This is a genomic window from Candidatus Manganitrophaceae bacterium, from assembly GCA_012960925.1.
In the GTDB taxonomy this organism is placed as follows: domain Bacteria; phylum Nitrospirota; class Nitrospiria; order SBBL01; family JAADHI01; genus DUAG01.
The window spans coordinates 1-19,513 of the sequence record DUAG01000010.1; the positions used below are offsets into that span (position 1 = coordinate 1).

The 19,513-nt window shown below is 46.6% G+C and carries 18 protein-coding genes and 2 pseudogenes; 17 read left to right on the forward strand and 3 right to left on the reverse strand.

The window, feature by feature from the left end; genetic code table 11:
• The coding region (locus EYQ01_01160) for an IS30 family transposase (GenBank protein ID HIE64425.1) at nt 1-217 on the forward strand (217 nt) is incomplete at its 5' end.
• A 1,343-nt stretch (nt 218-1,560) separates the two neighbouring features.
• Here EYQ01_01160 and EYQ01_01165 read toward each other — a convergent pair.
• Both EYQ01_01165 and EYQ01_01170 read right to left on the reverse strand, forming a co-directional pair.
• Nucleotides 1,561-1,827, reverse strand: coding sequence for a hypothetical protein (locus tag EYQ01_01165; GenBank protein HIE64426.1), 267 nt, complete (start codon nt 1,825-1,827; stop codon nt 1,561-1,563).
• Between the two features lie 19 nt (nt 1,828-1,846).
• Nucleotides 1,847-2,368, reverse strand: a complete 522-nt coding sequence (locus EYQ01_01170) for a hypothetical protein (GenBank protein HIE64427.1) — start codon at nt 2,366-2,368, stop codon at nt 1,847-1,849.
• A gap of 188 nt (nt 2,369-2,556) precedes the next feature.
• Between EYQ01_01170 and EYQ01_01175 the strand changes: the two are divergent.
• Nucleotides 2,557-3,231, forward strand: a pseudogene (locus EYQ01_01175) (IS6 family transposase).
• Between the two features lie 80 nt (nt 3,232-3,311).
• Here the strand turns inward: EYQ01_01175 and EYQ01_01180 are convergent.
• The gene (locus tag EYQ01_01180; GenBank protein HIE64428.1) at nt 3,312-4,001 is read right to left on the reverse strand and encodes a VIT family protein; all 690 of its coding nucleotides are present in this window, start codon (nt 3,999-4,001) and stop codon (nt 3,312-3,314) included.
• 485 nt (nt 4,002-4,486) lie between these two features.
• Between EYQ01_01180 and EYQ01_01185 the strand changes: the two genes are divergently transcribed.
• The 15 genes and pseudogenes from EYQ01_01185 (at nt 4,487) to EYQ01_01255 (ending at nt 19,282) form a co-directional block, all read left to right on the forward strand.
• On the forward strand, nt 4,487-5,032 hold the full coding sequence (locus EYQ01_01185) for a universal stress protein (GenBank protein ID HIE64429.1): 546 nt from the start codon (nt 4,487-4,489) through the stop codon (nt 5,030-5,032).
• 214 nt (nt 5,033-5,246) lie between these two features.
• Nucleotides 5,247-5,447, forward strand: a complete 201-nt coding sequence (locus tag EYQ01_01190; GenBank protein HIE64430.1) for a type II toxin-antitoxin system VapB family antitoxin — start codon at nt 5,247-5,249, stop codon at nt 5,445-5,447.
• Nucleotides 5,444-5,845, forward strand: coding sequence for a PIN domain nuclease (locus EYQ01_01195; protein ID HIE64431.1), 402 nt, complete (start codon nt 5,444-5,446; stop codon nt 5,843-5,845). Before EYQ01_01190 ends, EYQ01_01195 begins: the two co-directional genes overlap by 4 nt.
• Nucleotides 5,846-5,880: 35 nt before the next feature.
• Nucleotides 5,881-6,885, forward strand: coding sequence for a YncE family protein (locus EYQ01_01200; protein ID HIE64432.1), 1,005 nt, complete (start codon nt 5,881-5,883; stop codon nt 6,883-6,885).
• A gap of 1,168 nt (nt 6,886-8,053) precedes the next feature.
• Entirely contained in the window at nt 8,054-8,812 is a 759-nt protein-coding gene (djlA, locus tag EYQ01_01205; protein ID HIE64433.1) for a co-chaperone DjlA, read from the forward strand.
• 434 nt (nt 8,813-9,246) lie between these two features.
• The gene (locus tag EYQ01_01210) at nt 9,247-9,486 is read left to right on the forward strand and encodes a DUF2892 domain-containing protein (GenBank protein HIE64434.1); all 240 of its coding nucleotides are present in this window, start codon (nt 9,247-9,249) and stop codon (nt 9,484-9,486) included.
• 41 nt (nt 9,487-9,527) lie between these two features.
• Nucleotides 9,528-9,713, forward strand: a complete 186-nt coding sequence (locus EYQ01_01215) for a DUF2892 domain-containing protein (GenBank protein HIE64435.1) — start codon at nt 9,528-9,530, stop codon at nt 9,711-9,713.
• A 116-nt stretch (nt 9,714-9,829) separates the two neighbouring features.
• Entirely contained in the window at nt 9,830-10,393 is a 564-nt protein-coding gene (locus EYQ01_01220; protein ID HIE64436.1) for a carboxymuconolactone decarboxylase family protein, read from the forward strand.
• Between the two features lie 30 nt (nt 10,394-10,423).
• Nucleotides 10,424-13,054 carry an RND transporter gene (locus EYQ01_01225; protein ID HIE64437.1) on the forward strand — a complete coding sequence of 877 codons (2,631 nt, stop codon included), beginning with the start codon at nt 10,424-10,426 and terminating at the stop codon, nt 13,052-13,054.
• Nucleotides 13,055-13,086: 32 nt separating this feature from the next.
• Entirely contained in the window at nt 13,087-13,899 is an 813-nt protein-coding gene (locus EYQ01_01230; GenBank protein ID HIE64438.1) for an outer membrane lipoprotein-sorting protein, read from the forward strand.
• Nucleotides 13,896-15,335 carry a hypothetical protein gene (locus EYQ01_01235; GenBank protein HIE64439.1) on the forward strand — a complete coding sequence of 480 codons (1,440 nt, stop codon included), beginning with the start codon at nt 13,896-13,898 and terminating at the stop codon, nt 15,333-15,335. The genes EYQ01_01230 and EYQ01_01235 overlap by 4 nt, the downstream gene beginning before the upstream one ends.
• A gap of 104 nt (nt 15,336-15,439) precedes the next feature.
• On the forward strand, nt 15,440-16,141 hold the full coding sequence (locus EYQ01_01240; protein HIE64440.1) for a sigma-70 family RNA polymerase sigma factor: 702 nt from the start codon (nt 15,440-15,442) through the stop codon (nt 16,139-16,141).
• A 13-nt stretch (nt 16,142-16,154) separates the two neighbouring features.
• Nucleotides 16,155-16,406, forward strand: a complete 252-nt coding sequence (locus EYQ01_01245; GenBank protein HIE64441.1) for a zf-HC2 domain-containing protein — start codon at nt 16,155-16,157, stop codon at nt 16,404-16,406.
• Between the two features lie 53 nt (nt 16,407-16,459).
• Entirely contained in the window at nt 16,460-17,848 is a 1,389-nt protein-coding gene (locus tag EYQ01_01250; protein HIE64442.1) for an MBL fold metallo-hydrolase, read from the forward strand.
• Nucleotides 17,849-18,117: 269 nt separating this feature from the next.
• Nucleotides 18,118-19,282: pseudogene (locus EYQ01_01255) on the forward strand (IS3 family transposase).
• Nucleotides 19,283-19,513 lie beyond the last annotated feature (231 nt).

The window sequence follows — 19,513 nt, forward strand, 5'->3', positions numbered from 1 at the left end:
GATCACCTACGATAATGGCCGGGAATTTACCGACCACAAAGGCATGGCCAAGGACCTGGAAACCCGGATATACTTTGCTCATCCGTATGCCCCTTGGGGGCGTGGTTTAAACGAAAATACCAATGGATTAATCCGACAGTATTTTCCCAAACACAGGGATCTGACCACCGTGACCAACAAAACTCAACCACCCCCCAAGAAAATCACTGGGATTTAGAACCCCCTATGAGGTATTCTTTAATACCTTTACTTCTTTAACCGTTACACTTCAAACTTGAATCCACGTTACTATAAATAATCCGTTGAGACAGAATTAGGAATACTGTCTTGTTTTTTTCGATTTTCCCATTCAATTTGAGACAATCCCTCTTAAATATAGTGCCTCAAATAGGAGGTATGATTTATTACTACTCGAATTCCTCAAAATATCTTATCCACAAAGTTGTCGGTTTGTAAGATTACTCCTTGCCTTCCCGTTCCAAAAACCCGGCCCATTAAACAAAGCTTAAGTGGTTGATTTTTAATAGGACCTAGAGTACATTTCTAACAGTCCAAAAACAAATGATTTTGAAGTAGTCGAGTGGTGAGGCTTTATCTTGCAACTAAACACCTTTATGGATGGGATATTCTAAGGAATGCGGAGAGAAAGAGCGACACGAATGACACGGGTAACATGCCCGCAAAAGTGGAGTGACAAGAGGAGCACAAATTTTGGGGACATAAGAATTATGGTTCTGTCGCAAATTACAATTTACGGCCTAATACTGATAAAGCATACGTAGTTATCTCAACGGCTTGGGATGCCTCTGCACGACATAAAATGCCGGTTATTTGTTTCTTGCGACAGAACCATTTATTTAAGCCTTCTCCTTGAACCCCTTGCAGGAACAATTTCTCCTAGACTGAGGTCTCCCACTTTCATCTTTGGCCCCATTTGAGACGGCACCCCTGCAACCACCTTCATAATGAAACGATCCAACATGTCCGCATTCGCACTCCGTTTCGTGGTCAGGGACATCGGTTACATCAAGCATATTCCATCCCTCTAAACCTTCTCCTTGAATCTCACGCATGGGCAAGCGTTTGGCATTTCGTCAGGGGCTTCCCTTTTAACTTTAGTCCCGGCTGGGGCGACACCAATACAAATGCTTGTCTCCCCTGGCTGGGGTTCAATGAGAAGGCTTCTGTCTGAATAATGCATAGCTTTGTAATGTCCGCATATACATACTGGTATAGTGTCAGGAATCTTGGGTTTATCGGTCATATTGTTTCTCCATTATTCCCCTTCGCCCCTATACCCCAAAGAAAAGTAAAAAATCCTGGGCTTGAGCTTCTCACATCCGCATCTCACCATCGCGCACATTGCCATCCCCCTATCCCTTCTCCTTGAACCCCTTGCAGGGACAAGCATTTGCCCTATACCGTGGAATCTTTCTTTTATCTTTTGGTCCTTCCGGGACTGCACCCGTACATCTCGGAAAGAATCGGTTCTTTGGATAGTGAACCATTTTTTTATGCCCACATTCACATTCCAGGTTATCATCAGACCCATCGCTTACATCACGCATATTGGTTCTCTGTTACTTCCCCATCAGGCCTATACCCCAAAGAAAAATAAAAAACCCTGGGCTTGAGATTCTCACACCCGCACCTGACCATTGCACCGAACCTTGGTTCAGAGTTACCCTGGAAATTAACGAGTACCATTAGGTCACCGCATGGGCAAATTATATCCTCGGCTTTTATGATTTTTTCAACGTTCTCCCTGCACCGATCCCTTGTTTTGGAATCCAACGTGGAATCTAAAAAGCGGTATTTATTGTACATTTATTTCTTCGCCGTCAGTCTATTGACACTCACAGGTTCCTACTGCCGTAACGATGCAAACAGTCTCTCTTGCGACATAAGATATTCCTCGACCAGGGGAGGTTTTTTTGTATTTAAACTTCCGTTGACATCTTGCTTGCCCCGTACATCCCTCGTCTGTGCAAGAGAATTTGGTTTCTAAAAGTTCTTTAAGGGATCTTTTAATATTAGCGTATCCTTCTTGTGCCGCTTTAATACAAGCCGTATTCACTATCCGAGGTTGGCTTGGTGGTGACCCAGGACGACTCGGCACTGGAAATACATGGCCGGCTCCACCCATGATAAACGCGTCCCATTGAGCTTTATTCCAGGACCATTCTCGATATCTCCTGATAAATTCTTCTGCTTTGTTTGAATCTTCTTGGGTCATGGGCTCTCTAAAAGTTCTTGATGCTTCGAAATGACCATCAGGAACGGTTTTGCATTTCCCTGTAACCTTCTTTCCTCTTGGCTCTTTCGGAACCCGTTTTCTGATCGTTTTTCCTATTTTTTCGGCTCTCATTTAGTACCTCCATTTAATGGGTTTCGTTGGTGTAGTGTTCACGAGCATGCATCAAGAGTTCTTCAAATGAAACGACTTCTTTTGGGTTGAGGGGGCTCAGTTAGGTTCTGTCGCAAAGTTCAGATTGTTATCAAGCGGTTTCATAGGAGCATCCGTGCCATCAAACAAACAATACTCTTGGAGCCCTCATGCTGAGTTTCAAAGGATATCATTTTGAGAAAGAAATTGTTTTGTTATGCACCCGGTGGTATCTGGCTTATCCTTTGAGCTATCGCCACATCGAGGAGATGATGGAAGAACGTGGCGTCGATGTGGACCACTCAACGATCAACCGCTGGGCTTTAAAGTTCACTCCTTTCATTGAGAAAGAATTTAGAAAGAAAAAGAAACCTGTTGGCCAGAGTTGGCGAATGGATGAGACCTATGTATCCGTCAAAGGGGAGTGGAAGTATCTTTACCGCGCGGTCGATAAGCAGGGCCGGACGATTTTTATCCTCACTGCAAAGCGGGATCGGAAGGCAGTGCTGAGGTTTCTAAACAAGGCGATAAAACTCCAAAAGAAACCCTCCAAGATTAACATCGACAAGAGTGGGGCCAACAAAGCAGGGATCAGGATATATAATCAGGAAAACCGAAAACGAATCAAGATCAGACAGTGCAAATATCTCAATAATATTGTCGAACAAGACCACCGCTTCATCAAAAAGAAAATACGACCCATGCTTGGATTCAAATCATTCTGAAGCGCCAGGATCACCCTGGAGGGTATTGAAACAGTTCATATGATTCACAAAGGCCAGATGAAACAAGAGGCCGGGCAACACCAGACCTTCGCCCAACAATTTTTCTCATTGGCAGCTTAGAGACTGAGATCTTCAGTCCCTTTTTGTCCTCTGGGGTAATTTGCGACAGAACCGAGAAACGTGAATGGCATCAATCCGCATCATGCAGGCCCTCCAAATAATCTACCTACTGCCGCGGTTAAACCCATAGCAAGTGTTCCCCAAAATGTAACTCTGAATGCGCCGATGGTCATTGACGCTCCTCCCGCACGTGCAGCAAGGCTCCCTAAACCCGCTAGGGAGATTAGGGACAATCCTGCGACGACCGGTATAAGCTGAGCTTCAGGAGTGGCCAATACGGCAAATAATGGCAATGCGGCACCAATGGTGAATGTGCCCGCTGATAAAAATGCCGCTTGAATTGGTCGCGCCCTCCTCCTCTCAAATATGCCGAGTTCATCTCTTGCGTGTGCTCCCAGTGCATCGTGAGCCATGAGTTGTTCTGCAACCTGTTCCGCTAGACTCGAATCGAGTCCTCTTTCTTCATAAATATTTGCGAGTTCCTTCAGCTCAAACGCATTGTAATCTTTTATATGGCGTTTCTCAAGCTCTATATCTGCTTTCTCTGTATCTGCCTGAGAACTAACCGATACATATTCCCCCGCTGCCATTGACATTGCTCCCGCGACTAGGCCGGCGATTCCAACGAGAAGGATATCTTCATGCGCGGTATGAGCCGCTGCAACACCAATGATAAGGCTTGCTGTTGAAACAATGCCATCATTGGCACCGAGAACTGCTGCACGTAACCAGCCTATCCGATGTGATCTATGTGCTTCCTTGTGACTCATAAATTTCCCGGGACATTTTTCACAGATTTTATCCTAAGAGTGTACCCATTTTTAGAATACCGCTTCCGCTCATTTAGTCAACCCTTCTAGAAAAGAGTGTAACCTCTGCCGACGTAAAAGATGATGACATCATCCACCAATTATCTATGAGATGTTGTATAAAAGGAAGAGACTCAATAATCACACTTCCAGTAAAAAACAATGAATTTAATTTGAAAGGTTGGCTTATGTGTATGATCCAAAAACCAAGAGTACGGGGAAAAGTTGATGCAGAATCTACTGCCGATGATTACCGTTCTGCGGGGACATACCTCCAAAGTGGCAATCCCCGTTTATCATAGATGCATCTTAGGGGAAGGGGGCGAACAAAGAAGCCCTTGCCCAACTTTCGATCTATCCAGATCAGGGCGTAGACTGAATCCATTTCTAATTGGAGCGAGGCGATCTATATTTTTTGTCCTTTACCTTTCCTTCTTCAATTCAAAATGGGTATGATTCACTTGTGTAAAAAAACAGAGGGAATGATGATCGATAATGTAGTGGGAGGGAAGAAAATGAATATATTGGTTGCACTTGATCTATCCACAGCATCTCAGAAGATATTACGTGTTGTCGAAACTTTAGTATCCGGATTATCTGCGAAGATATGGTTGTTCCATGTGACGGAACCCAGTGGGGGGATGGTTGAGTACAAGGGAAGCCTCAGGAATGACGAGGGCGATGATCGCTTAGACCCGGACTATGCACGTGATCAGATTGCCCAAAAAATCCGAAATGAACACAAGGTCTTACAAAAAGAGGCGGAAAAGCTAAAAAATTCCCGAGTCGAGGTAACAGCCCGTATGTTTGAAGGTTCACCCACCGAAATTCTTCTACACGAATTGGAGAAGCTAGAGATAGACATGATTGTTGTCGGGTCTCATGGACATGGAGCCCTTTACAACATGCTCATCGGGAGTACCTGTGAGAGTATCCTGAAGCGGTCTACCTGCCCTGTCCTTGTGGTTCCCACACATGATCGACCACAATAGACAACCGCAAGGATTTTCATTAGCGACCTTGTACAGATGGGGTCATATCAAAAAACAAGGTTTCAGGGAAAAAGGCTTGGAGGAATGTTCTAGGAAGATGCATCACCCATTTCGAAGTTACTAATGTAAGATCGCTTTGGTTCAAGGCAGGAAGATCTTGCCTGATACACCAATTAGTGCTATATATGGTGTATGTAAATGTGGAGTGAAGCAAATGGCGAGGACAAATATTGAGTTGGATGACCGCCTCGTAGAGGCTGGCTTTAAAATAACCAAATGCAAAACCAAGAAAGACCTGGTGAACTTTGCTTTAAAAGAGCTTGTGGCCAAAAAAAGCCGGAAGGAACTCTTAGAGCTTGAGGGGAAGGTCGTTTGGGAAGGTAGGCTGTCAGAACTACGGAAAACCAGAATATGATCCTGGTTGATTCCTCCGTGTGGATTGATTTCTTCCGAGGATCGGGGACCGGCCGTATACTGCGTCGTCTCATAGAAGGGGAGGAGTCTCTCTGTCTCACGGGCATCAATCTGACTGAGATATTACAAGGGATAAAAGAAGATCAAACACATGAACAGATTCAGAGGCACCTGTTGACCTTCCCGATCTTTCTAACAAAGGGAGTTGAAACCTATTTGCATGGCTCCGACATTTTTCGGAAATGCCGCCGTCAGGGGAAGACGATCCGAAAGACGATGGATTGCATCATTTCTGCAATTGCCATTGAAAACAACCTCACGCTACTACACAACGATCGAGATTTCGATCATATCGCCAAATGTACCCAACTTAAAATTTACTCTGAGGCGGCCGGGTAGGGCAATCCTTTAGCAGATCGCTCTATAATGAATTCATGAAAACAAAAAGATCTTTAATCGGACTGACGCTTATTCTTACAATGGGCCTGAACGCCTTCGGTACTCAGGATAGCCTTGGGAATACCGAAACAAAATCGGAAACCCTCCTAATTGAACAAACTATATTGCTAATCGAACCGAGGGGTGTTGCTGTTGATCTAGGAAACAACCGCGCCTTCGTTGTAGACTTTGGCCTTGCTGCTTTGGTCTCGGTTGACCTAAGAACCGGCAATCGAACCATCGTCTCTGACATCACGACAGGAAGCGGAATCCCTTTTGCTTTTCCGAGGGGCATCGCGGTTGATCCGGCGAACAACCGCGCCTATGTTGTAGACTTTAGCCTTGCTGCTCTGGTCTCGATAGACCTTTCCACCGGAAACCGAACCTTAATCTCTGATAGCCAAACAGGAACCGGAGTTCCTTTTGTTTTTCTTAGAGGTGTTGCAGTTGATCCTGCAAATAATCGCGCCTTGGTGATCGACTTTACATTGGATGCCTTGATTTCGGTTGATCTCTCCACCGGAAACCGAACTACCCTCTCTGACGCCACAACAGGAACCGGAACCCCTTTTCTCGCTCCAGTTGGTGTCGCGCTTAACCTGGCCAACAATCGTGCTTTTGTTACCGACTTTGCCCTGGGCCTGATCTCGGTTGACCTCAGAACCGGGAATCGAATAATTGTTTCTAACGCCCAAAGAGGAACGGGACCCGTTTTTTCTCTTCCAAGGGGTGTCGCGCTTGATCCGGCGAACATCCAGGCCTTCGTGATCGACGGTGGTTTGGGTGCTCTGGTCTCAGTTGACCTTATCACCGGAGACCGAACTATCGTCTCTGATGCCACAATAGGAACCGGAACTTCCTTTTCGGTCCCATTTCATATCGCGCTTGATCCGGCTAGGAGCCGCGCTTACGTCACGGACCTTACTTTGAATGCCCTGGTCTCGGTTGACCTAAGAACCGGGAATCGAACCATCATCTCTACCACTGCAACAGGGAGCTGAACCCCTTTTTCACAAACTCAGCCATGAAGACCATCCAGGAAACATTAACTCCCAACGCTCGGGGCTATCCTTCACGCTGGGGTGTCATGGGGGCAACACTTGGGCCTCTGGCGATGCCATTCGTTTTATTATCAAAGAATAAGATTACCTTAATACCGGGTAGGGGAGTCAAAAAAGGCTCAGCCGCTTACATTTTACATTTGATAGGAAACGATGGATAAATCTCAGATAGGGCTCTCAGGAGAGTTCCATACGTTAGCCCAGCTTACGCAGAGGGGGCTATGTTGCGACATTAACTCTCGGGAACACGAAGGGGATCGATAATCTCGTCACCAACCAAGAAATCAACAGATTATTCAAGGTTGAGGTTAAAACAACCAATCTTAAACCGAGAAAAGAGAAGTTGTTTGGCGACGGTTTGTTTCATATGTGGCCTATGTCTATAAAGCATGAGAGAATCAAAGATAAAAATCTAGTCTATTATTTTATTGTGTTGCGTGATCCTGGAGAAACTCCCTTGTTCTTTCTTGTTTCGAGTGTCGAAATTTCGAATTATGTCTCTTGATAGCATCAGCACTGGCTGGACACAAGCATGAGAAAATTCCGCATTGAAATAGAAGATCCCCATGGATATAGGGACAACTGGGGAATATTCAGAGATTAATTTTAAACATGGTAGTGGAATGCTTAAGAGCGCGGAAGAAAGATGAAGATTTTCCTCAGAGCCGGGTAGGGGAGGCGCAGTAGACTGCTCAGGGTTTTAAAACGAAGGCAGTTCAGCTTATCTATTCATCTTGTGGAACAGAGTTTGATTACAGGGAAGGCGGTCAATGTTCTCACTGCAATCGATCTGTAAGAGGTTATTTTACAACATTCTTTAATTCGGATAGAATAAACAAGTTTTCGCCGAAGGATGGGTCAGAGAGCGTTGGATCTTAAGACGCAATTACTTTACAAGGTGTAGTCGTCAGTTTGCAGGGGCAGGAAAGGTAGGGGCGATAGATTTTTGCCCTCATACCGTCATTCCCGCATGTTTCATATGGGACCCAGAAGGTTGGATCGTTCGCTGGATTCTAGTTTAGGTATTGCCGGAATTACAATAAACTGTGTATTCAATCTTTATAATGCACTCCCGTAAGCTGTTATTTGGAAAATAAGGGGGAATGAAATGGCATGGTGGGGAACAGGCATTGGCGCAGGTATTGGGTTAATTTTTGGTGGTCCAATCGGCGCAATCATAGGGGCAGGTCTCGGAAGCAGCCTTACTCAGGGTCGGTCACAGCTCGGAACGGGCCAACAGAAACAGATTGGGTTTCTCGTGGCGGCATTTACAATGCTGGGGAAGATCGCCAAAGCGGACGGGTTCGTTTCCCCTGATGAGGTCGAATTCATAGAGACCTTTATGACGAAGGAATTGGAATTAGATGCTCGGTCAAGAAAGGTCGCGATTGAGATTTTTAATCGGGCTAAATCAGATGAAACATCGATTTACAAATATGCACAACAATTTTCTGAAATATTTCGAAACGACGCTGCCATGCGGGAGACGATCTACAGGGTCCTATTCATGACCGCCATGGCCGATGGCCACCTCCATCCAGCAGAAAAGGAGATCCTCCAGAAACTCCCGATATACCTCCAGATTAAGAATGATGCTTATCACCGATTTGAATCTGCAATTGCTGGAAATAGTTCATCTGTTGGAAATTTAGAGCAATTCTATGCGACCTTGGAGGTTGATCAAAATGCGACCGATGCGGAAATAAAAAAGGCTTACCGGAAAAAATGCCAGGAATACCACCCTGATAAATTGGCCTCTAAAGGACTGCCGGAAGGATTCACGAAGTTTGCCAATGAACAGATGTCGCAGTTTTCAGATGCGTATGACAAGATTACGAATAGTAGGCGGAAACATGTACAGAATTGAAATACCTATCCTCTGAGTAACGATTCCCATTCGTAACCTTGCATAGATGGAACTACACAAACGTTGAGGGTTTCTTCCAGAAACCCTCAACGTTTGCTATGACACCCCAGGAAACGCGGGAGTAACCCTATTTTCTAGGGTGTCATAGTGGCCACATCTGGGCGGGGAGGGAAAGGATATTTCATATCCTCTCTAGATTAACCACTTAATTTGTTACCAACCATCATTCCGAGAGGTGAATACCTTTTGTTTAAATCCCACATCCCATCCTTGATACGTCTTTATTGGGACCATCCCACCGAAATGACGCACGTTAATTCGAAAGTTCCCCTTTTTTTGTAACCTTTTGCCTCCTCAAGGGTCTATCACTTTAGAAGGACGAATAGAAGGTCAGCCAGCGATTCGATAAACGAGCGATAAAGGAGGTAAATACAATGACAATCGAAAGAGCCCTTCGGCTAATTGCAGGGACTGTTGTATTGGTCAGTTTGGCACTCTCTGTCTTTCATAGCCAAAACTGGCTCTTCTTAACCGCATTTGTCGGCCTAAATCTTTTTCAATCGGGCTTTAGCAATTGGTGCCCGATGATGTGGATCCTTGAAAAGACCGGTCTTCACCGGGAAGTGAAAGTGGCGAGCAGTAAAGAAGGGGCCTCCGACCAGCTCGTGGTTTAAGAGGTAATAATAATTCAACTTTAATAAATGGAGGTATTGCCATGAAATGTAATGTGGGAAAAGTCGATAGGACAATGAGAATCATCTTAGGGATCGCCATTGTTGCCGCAGGGATCCATTTTGAGAGCCTGTGGGGCGCGGTTGGGGCCATCCCTCTTCTGACCGGTTCTATCGGGTGGTGTCCAATCTATTCTCCTTTTGGCCTCTCCACCTGTTCTAGGAAGTAAACCCAAATGCCAGAAGGGATGGCACCGCATTGATTACGCTTGCGGCGCCATCCCTTGCTTTATGAATAATGATCAGTATGAAGAGGAGTTGCTGATTCGTTTCCAGCGGAAAACAGATGAGGATCACTGAAAAACAACTCAAAAAATACCCGTGGGTCCTGGCTCCTTTCTTTTGGAGCCAGAAAATAAAATATGGACAAGTCCTGAAACCCGGATTACTCTGGGCCAGGGTCCCGAAATTGTTTGCAGCCGTTGCGACACTCTACGGCGTATTGGATAGGAAAGGATCCCCCCTGAGTCCTGCATTACGTTCATTGGTGACCGTCAGGGTCTCGCAGATCAACTGGTGCCGTTTCTGCGTCGATATTAACGCGGCCACACTTGCAAAAAGGTCCGGTTCAATGGAAAAAGTGGAAGCGGTCGAACGATGGCGGGAAAGTGAGCTTTTCGACGAAAAAGAGAAAGTCGTTCTTGAATATGCAGAAGCGATGACTGATTCCAACCAGCAAGTGACCGATACTATGGTTGAACGATTAAAACAATTCTTCGATGAAGAGGGCATTGTGGAGTTGACCGGACTCATCGCCTTCCAAAACCTGTCGAGCAAATTCAATAGCGCCCTTGATGTCCCTGCTCAAGGTTTTTGCAAACTTCCCTCTGAAGAAATGCGTAAGTCTTAATAACGGCTTCATGGCAAGGAGAAAGGCACAATGAAACGCATCATCAACCATCCTAAGACCGTCACATTTCTGATGATTTTCACCACCCTTATTTTTGCCCTGACGGCGGCCCTTCCAAGTCTCTGGCCTGAAAGCTTTCCTTATCTCCACTCGCTTCATGTCGATACCGATCCGGAAAACATGCTCCCTGAGGATGAGGCCAGCCGCGTATTTCATAATCAGATGAAGCGGACGTTCTCTTTGAATGACATGATCGTCCTTGGCATCGTCAATGAGAAACATCCTGAAGGGGTCTTTAACCGTGAATCGTTGGGGAAAATCTATGAACTGACCGAACATGCCAAGACCCTTCACTGGCCCGACCCGGAGAGACAGGACGAGCAGATCGGAGTCGTCGAGATCGACCTGCTTGCCCCTTCAACGGTCGACAGTATGGCACAGGAGGGACTCGGCACGGTCAAGTTTGAATGGCTGATGCCGACCTCTCCCGCAAGTGACGCCGAAGCCCTGGCCATCCGCCGGAAGGCTGAACGAATTCCATTCTTAAATGGTACTCTCCTTTCAGAGGATGGAAAGGCGGTTGCGGTCTACATTCCGTTGACCTCTAAAGAAGTCAGTCACAAGGTTGCGACCGCCTTGCAGGAAAAGATCGCGTCCTTTACCGGTGACGAGAAGTATTACATTACCGGCCTGCCCATCGCAGAAGAGACCTTCGGCATTGAGATGTTTAAACAGATGGCGATCTCCGCACCAATCGCCATGCTGATTATCTTCATCCTGTTGTATTTCTTTTTTAAAAAACTGTCCCTGATTATCTCCCCGATGATTGTCGCTGTCGTCTCGGTACTCTCCACGATGGGACTCCTGATCGCAACCGGGAATACGATCCATATCATGAGTTCCATGATCCCGATCTTCATCATGCCGATCGCGGTCCTGGATGCCATTCATATTCTCTCTGAATTTTTTGATCGCTATCAGGAGACGAAGGATCGGAAGAAGACAATCCTTCAGGTCATGAAGACCCTTTTTGCTCCGATGTTGTATACCTCCCTCACGACTGCGGCGGGATTCGGATCGCTCGCCTTTACCCCGATTCCGCCGGTCAGAACCTTTGGTCTCTTTATCGCGATTGGGGTCATGCTCGCCTGGTTCTGGACCATCACCTTTATTCCAGCATCAATTATGTTCATCAAAAAAGAGACCCTTGAAAACTTTGGCCTGAAGAAGACGAAGAATCAAAGCACAGGTTTCCTTGAATGGGTCGGGCGAATGACCACTGATCATGCCAAAGCCGTCCTAAGCGGGACACTCATCCTGACCCTGGTTGCCGTCTACGGTATTTCTCAGATCAGAATCAATGACAATCCGATCAAGTGGTTTGAGCCTTCTCACCCGATACGGGTTGCAGACAAGGTCTTGAACGAACACTTCGGAGGCACCTACATGGCCTATCTCACCCTGGAGGCAGAAGAGGTTGGTACAAAACCGGATCAGTATGCGAATGCGCTCTTGAGACGCCTGACCACCGATGCTGAAGCGGTGCAGGATCTTATCCCCTTCATAAAGGAAGTGCTGCAAAAAACAGGGCCTGAGGTCGTACGTCTCGGTCAAGCGGTCAAGTCGAAGGACGTCCTCCTTGATCAGCTGGAGGCCTTTGCAGAGACAGAAATGTCGTCTGCCTCCGATAAGGCCTTTGAGGCTTGGGAGGAAGTCCTTTTTTTCATCGATAAAGAACGTCAGAGGGGGGAGATCTTCAAACAGCCAAAAGTCCTAGCCTATATTGCTGACATACAGGAACATCTTCTGACGACAGGCATTGTCGGAAAATCGAACTCGCTTTCCGATATCGTTAAAACCGTCCATCGTGAACTCTTTCTGGGAGAAGCGAAGGCCTTTCGGATCCCCGATTCGTCCAATGCCGTGGCGCAAACCCTCATCACCTACCAGAACAGTCACCGCCCGCAGGATCTCTGGCATTTTGTCACACCCGACTATCGCACCACATCTCTCTGGGTCCAGCTTACGAGCGGCGACAACCTAGACATGGAAAAAGTGGTTATCGCAGTCGATCAATTTATCGAGGAGAACCCACCTCCGGTATCACTTCAACATCGCTGGTTTGGTTTGACCTATATCAACGGGGTCTGGCAAGAGAAGATGGTGACCGGAATGCTCTATGCGTTTGTTGGCAGTTTCCTGATCGTCCTCATCATGATGGTTATCCTCTTCCGATCACTCCTCTGGGGACTCCTCGCGATGGTGCCGTTGACGGTGACGATTGGCTTGATCTATGGGGTAATCGGTCTGATTGGAAAAGATTACGATATGCCGGTCGCCGTCCTCTCCTCTTTAAGTCTGGGGCTCTCGGTCGATTATGCGATTCATTTTCTGGCGCGGAGCCGAAGCCTTCAGAAAGAACACGGCTCTTGGGCAAAGGCCCGGCATGCTGTCTTCGGAGAACCGGCCCGTGCCATCGTACGGAATGCCATCGTTGTCGGAGTGGGCTTTCTCCCCTTGCTGGCAGCACCTTTGGTGCCGTATCAAACCGTCGGAGTTTTCATCGCAGCCATCCTCTTTACAGCTGGGGTGGCGACGATCCTGATCCTGCCCGCCCTGATCAGAATCATGGAACCTTGGCTTTTTCCCGCGAAACAATAATGATTGAAAGGAGGGACAAAATGATACGTCGCATGAATTACATCGGGATCATCATTTATTTTATTATTTTTGGATCGGCGGCTCTGGCCATTGCAAAGGAGTCGAAGGAAGCCGATACACTCTCGGCAGACCTCATTGTTAAAAAGACCATCCAGGCCTCTTATTACTCTGGAGCGGATGGCCGCGCTCAGGTCTCCATGACGATGAAGGACAGTCAGGGTAGAAAACGGAAACGGCGCTTTACGATCCTCAGACGGAATGTGACTGAGCAACCAGGAGGAGACCAACAGTTTTATGTTTACTTCCACCGCCCTGCCGATGTCAACAAAACCGTCTTCATGGTTTGGAAAAAGGTCAAGCAAGACGATGATCGCTGGCTCTACCTGCCCGCCCTTGACCTTGTGAAACGAATCGCGGCCAGTGACGAGCGGACCAGCTTTGTCGGTTCTGATTTTTTCTACGAAGATGTCTCAGGACGGGGTTTTGATGAAGATACCCACACGCTTGTTGAGACAACAAAAAACTACTATGTTGTGGAGAATCGCCCCATAGATCCCAAGTCCGTCGAGTTTGCATCGTACAAAGCCTGGATTCATCGGAAGACATTTCTCCCTGTAAAAATTGAGTATTTTAACAAGATGAATGAAAAATACCGCATTTACGAAGTCCTGAAGGTGACGACGGTCCAGGGTTATCCAACCATTGCCCAGGCGAGAATGAAGGACCTGCGGACAAAGAGCGAGACACTCATCGCATATTCCGGGGTCAAGTATGATATCGGGCTTCCTGAAGAGATTTTTACGGAGCGATATCTCCGTAATCCACCGAGGAAATATCTCCGATGACCTTGATTCGCTTTCGCAAAATAAGCCTAACACTTCTCCTGGCCTTAGGTTTTGCTTGGAATCCCATGCTCTACGCAGAAGAAGCGCCTCCCCTCCCGCCCGGCCTTGAAAAAGAACGCCCCGCCAACACAGAGGAGCCAGCCCTTCCGGAAGGCTTGGATACGGACGAGGGTCTTGAAGAGCCGCCACTTCCAGAAGGCTTCGATGATGAAGAGGAAGACGCTAAGCATCTTCCCTTTGGGCTGAGCGGTTTTTGGGAGGCACGATTTGGCGTCCGAATGCAGAGCGACCCGAATGAAAAAGAGGTCTCAATCGGTGAGACCCGGGTGCAACTTCAAGTTGAGCAGCTCGTAAAGCAGGCCATCTTCAAGCTCACAAACGATTTTCTTTACGATCCTGTCTTGGACGAGCATGAAATCAGACTGGAGAAAGGGATCGGTTTCATCGATCTACGGGAAGCCAGTTTCCTGGTGAGGCCGGTTACTTTTGTCGATTTGAAGATGGGACGGCAGATTCTTACCTGGGGAACCGGAGATCTTATTTTTATCAACGACCTCTTTCCGAAGGATTGGAATGCCTTCTTTATCGGGCGGGATACAGAATATCTCAAGGCCCCATCGGATGCGCTTAAAACCTCTTTATTTAGTCCTTGGGCAAACCTCGACATTGTTTACACGCCCCGTTTCGATGCCGACCGATTTATTGATGGTCGGCGCATCTCATTCTTCAACAATTCATTCGGGCGCCGAACCGGAAGAGAGGCCGTAGTTCAAACAGAAAACAGGGATGATTGGTTTAAAGATGACGAAATCGCATTGAGACTGTATCAGAACTTCAGAGGCCTTGAGCTGGCCCTCTATGGGTACCGGGGATTCTGGAAATCACCCGGGGGATTTGACCCGACTTCTCAACAGGCAACCTTTCCCAGGCTATCGGTTTATGGGGGAAGTGCCCGTGGGTCGATCGGAAGAGGCATTGGCCATCTTGAACTAGGTTACTACGACTCTGAAGAGGACCGAAGTGGGGGAGATCCATTCATACGGAACAGTGAGTTCCGCTTCCTGATGGGCTATGAGCAGGAAGTCCTTCAGGATTTTACAGTCGGCCTTCAATATTATCTGGAACAGATCCTTGACTACGACAAATTTCTTCGTAATCTTCCAGCAGGAAGTCCGGTCGCAGATGAAGACCGTCATGTGATCACGCTCCGCTTGACCCGATTTCTCATGAGCCAGGATCTGAGGTTGTCCCTATTTACCTTCTACTCGCCATCGGATCGAGATGCCTATATCAGGCCAAAGATACACTACAAGATTGATGATTCCTGGTCTGTAGAGATCGGAGGTAATTTTTTTATCGGGGATGAAGACCACACATTCTTTGGTCAGTTTAAGAAGAATAACAATGTTTACACCGGAGTGAGGGTCGGTTTTTGAATTGTTCATTTGAAATAAGAATAAATCATCGATACTTGATCAATTGTCCCGTAAAGTGGATAATTGGGTGGTGTTTTCTCCCTGAAAAAATGCCTGCGGACGTGATGAAACAAGTTGATTTGACGACACAGAATAAAGAAGATGCTGAACTTGTTTCTTTAGCCCAACAAGGGGACTTTGAGGCATTTGACGCATTGGTCAACCGTCATGAGAAGCGACTCTATCTTCATGCAATGAAGATACTTCAAAATCGGGAAGATGCTGAGGATGTGACACAGACCGCTTTTATTAATGCGATGGAACACCTTTCCCAATTTCGGAGGGAGGCCTCATTTGCAACCTGGATAACACGGATCGCGACCAATAACGCTTTAAAAGTTTTACGCAAGCGGAACGGTCTTAAGAGTATTTCCCTCAATGAGGCCACTGAAGAAAATGAAGAAGGACTTATTCCCCATCCCGAGTACATCGCTGACTGGCGGGGTGATCCATTGAAGATCGTAGAAGGAAGAGAACTTCAGCGGATTCTGGATGAAGCCATATCCCATCTCCCAGAGAAACAACGCCTTGTTTTCGTCCTCCGGGACGTCATGGAAATGACGATTGAGGAAACACGAGATGCCTTAGGGATCAGTGCGGCAAACGTGAAAGTACGCCTCTTGCGTGCCAGACTGGCACTCCGTGAGAAGTTGACGCACCGATTCGGTGATGCGGATAAACGGGTCTTTAAGCCGCACAATCATCAAGGGGACGAAAAGGGCGCAACACCAGCCAAAGTACTTTTACAGAGTTATCTGAAAGAATAAACGGGATAATGTCATGAAATGTGAAGACCTCTTGCGACAGTTGAATGATTATGTAGACAAAGACATCGACCCCGATGTTTGCACGGACTTTGAAGGCCACCTGCAAGACTGCAATCCTTGCAAGATCGTCGTCGATACCATTCGCAAGACCATCAAACTATATAAGGACGACGCGGTGTATGAAATGCCCATCAAATTCCATGATCGACTGCATCAGACCCTCCGGGATCAATGGAAAAAAAAGATGGAAGAAAATCCCGGATAGCTTGTCGTAAGTTTTTTCCTTTTCTACAACAAATATCAATCGGGGGGTGAAGAATGTTTCTTCAACGCTACTATCTTGAATGTTTATCACATGCATCCTACATGGTGGCCGACGAAAAAACGAAAGTGGCCGCTGTTATCGATCCACGACGTGACGTTGAGATCTATTTGAATGATGCAGCGGAACACGGGTTTAAAATCAAACATGTGATTTTGACTCATTTCCACGCCGATTTTATTGCCGGGCATATTGAGCTGCGTGACAAGCTGGGTGCACAAATCTATCTCGGAAGGCGTGCTGAAGCAGAGTTTGAATTTAAGGCCCTTGGCGATGGAAGTATTATAGCGTTGGGAGACGTACGACTGGAAGCGATGGAAACGCCGGGTCATACACCGGAAGGCATCACGCTCCTCGCCTTTGATCCAAACTCGGATGAGCAGAATCCATATGCCATTTCTACAGGAGATACCTTGTTTCTCGGTGATGTTGGGCGTCCCGACCTCTTGGCTTCCATTGGCATCTCAGCCAATGAATTGGCTGAGATGCTTTACGATTCACTACACAAGAAACTTCTAAAACTGCCCGGAAAGACCCTTGTTTACCCGGCCCACGGAGCCGGTTCGATGTGTGGCAAGGCCTTGAGCGACGAGGTCGTTTCGACCCTTGAAGAACAGCGCCGTTTCAATTATGCGCTACAACCGATGGCGAAAGCCGACTTCATCAAAATGATGGTCGCAGAGCAATCAGAAGCCCCTCCCTACTTTGTCCACGACGCGATTTTGAACCGAAAAGAACGTCCCAGTCTCGATAAGACGATGCAGAAGTCAATGAAGGCTCTGGATCTTGAGTCGGTACTATCCCTCCAAGATTCTGGTGCGCAGATTCTGGATGTTCGCACGGCCAATGATTTTGCAGGTGCTCACCTTCGTGGATCTTTGAATATTGGCATTGATGGCAGATATGCCACCTGGGCAGGTACCCTGTTAAACAAAGACCGTCCGATCATCATCATCTCGGAACCGGAGCATGTTGAGGAAGCCATCATACGTCTGGGTCGAATCGGTTTTCACAATGTAGAGGGTTATCTGAAAGATGGCATGCAGGCCCTTAGGGACCGATCCAATTTAATTTTAAAGACGCAGAGAATCATGGCTGCCGATGTGGGTGATCTCGGGGGCGAAGTCACAATAATTGATATTCGTACTGCAAATGAATGGGTAGAGGGTCACATCGAGGGATCTGCCAATATTCCCCTCAATCAACTGACAAAGTGCATTGAAGAGGTCCCTGTATCGGGCCATGTGATCGTCCACTGCCAAGGAGGTTATCGATCCATGATCGCTGCAAGCTTTTTAGAAAAAGAAGGCCGTACCAACATCATTGATTTGATGGGTGGTTATTCAGCATGGACCGCATTGCAACTTCCTACGAAACACCGTTAGGTGGGAATTCCCCCCTTTAACGCTGAATAATACCAAGTTATCAGTAATCATAATTCCGTTATGGATATGGTCTTTACTCAAGAAGAGATTTTTAAACTTTCATCGTATGCGATTATACTCATTTTATTCTGCGTGGTTCGTAGCCTCTTGGCACGTGAATTTGTGAAAACATCCCTTATCAAAATAATTAAGGAGGAGTTTGATGTGGTCTGGGTTTAGTGGACACAAATCTTAGGATGAATTAAATTCATTCAGGCAGGAGGTGTTCAATGAGTCAAAATAAAAGAAGGCAACACACAAAAGGATTCAAAGAAGAAGCGGTAAAACTGGTAAAAGAGCAAGGCTATGCTGTTGCGGAAGCGGCCAGGAACCTGGGGGTGAGTTCAAGCATTCTGGGTCGATGGAAACGGGAGTTTGAAAAAAGGACAGAGGGATCATCGGATCCTGCCAGCATTATTTCTCTTCAAGCGGAAGTAAAACGTCTTCGGAAGAAAAATAAGCGACTGGAAATGGAGCGAGAAATATTAAAAAAAGCGGCCACCTTCTTCGCGAGAGAATCGGGATGAGATATCAATTTATTGATATCGAGAAGCAGGTGTATCCAATCGTCCTGATCTGTGGGGTCATGCGAGTAAGTCGCAGTGGATATTATTCATGGTGGTCAAGAAAGCCATCAGCCCGAGCGATGGAAGATGAGCAGCTTATACCCATCGTAAAAGCAGCGGCCAGAGCATCAAGAAGAAGTTATGGTACCCGTCGTATCGTGGAAGAATAAATGAACAAGGTTACTCTTGTGGGCGAGATAAAGCCCGTAGGCTAATGAAGTTAGCCTGCGTGTCCGTCCGTCGAAAAAAGAAGTTCAAGGTAACGACAGATAGTAATCACAAGCTTCCCTTATCCCCGAACCTGCTGGAGAGAAAATTTGAAGTCTCCGAGCCTAATCGCGTCTGGGTTTCTGATATTACCTATCTCTGGACATCAGAAGGCTGGTTGTATCTCGCAGTTGTATTGGATTTGTTTCAGAGGAAAATTGTGGGGTGGTCCATGAGTCATCGGATCAACAAACAAGTTGTCATGGACGCATTACGGATGGGCATCTGGCGTTGCCGTCCGGAGTCGGGCCTGATCTTTCATTCAGATCGTGGCAGCCAGTATTGTAGTCATGATTTTCTAGACCTGCTGAAAACCCACAAAATGCTCAGTAGTATGAGTCGCAAAGGAAATTGTTGGGATAACGCCGTGGCAGAAAGTTTCTTCGGAAGTCTGAAAACAGAGCGAGTATATATTACAAAATACAGCACCCGAGAAGAAGCACGAAGAGATGTTGTCGATTACATCGAAATGTTCTATAACAGCAAACGTCGTCACTCCTACTTGGGTTATTTGAGTCCAATGGAGTTTGAAAAAAGATGGTATTTTAAAAAAGCGGCCTAAGAAAAATGTCCACTTTTTACAGACCAGGTCAATTCTATTTAAGGAGCTAAAACAGACAATATGGATCATAATTGTGTGCATTTCTAACGGCCTCTCTATAACAAATTTTATTCCTTTGCACAGAGTAAAGTCAAGAAATCCTGGCCTTCCCATGTTTAGAATGGCAGAATCTGTATCTTTTCTTCTCAGCCCAATTCTTAGGAAAAAAAGAGATTGACGACAGTAAATAGA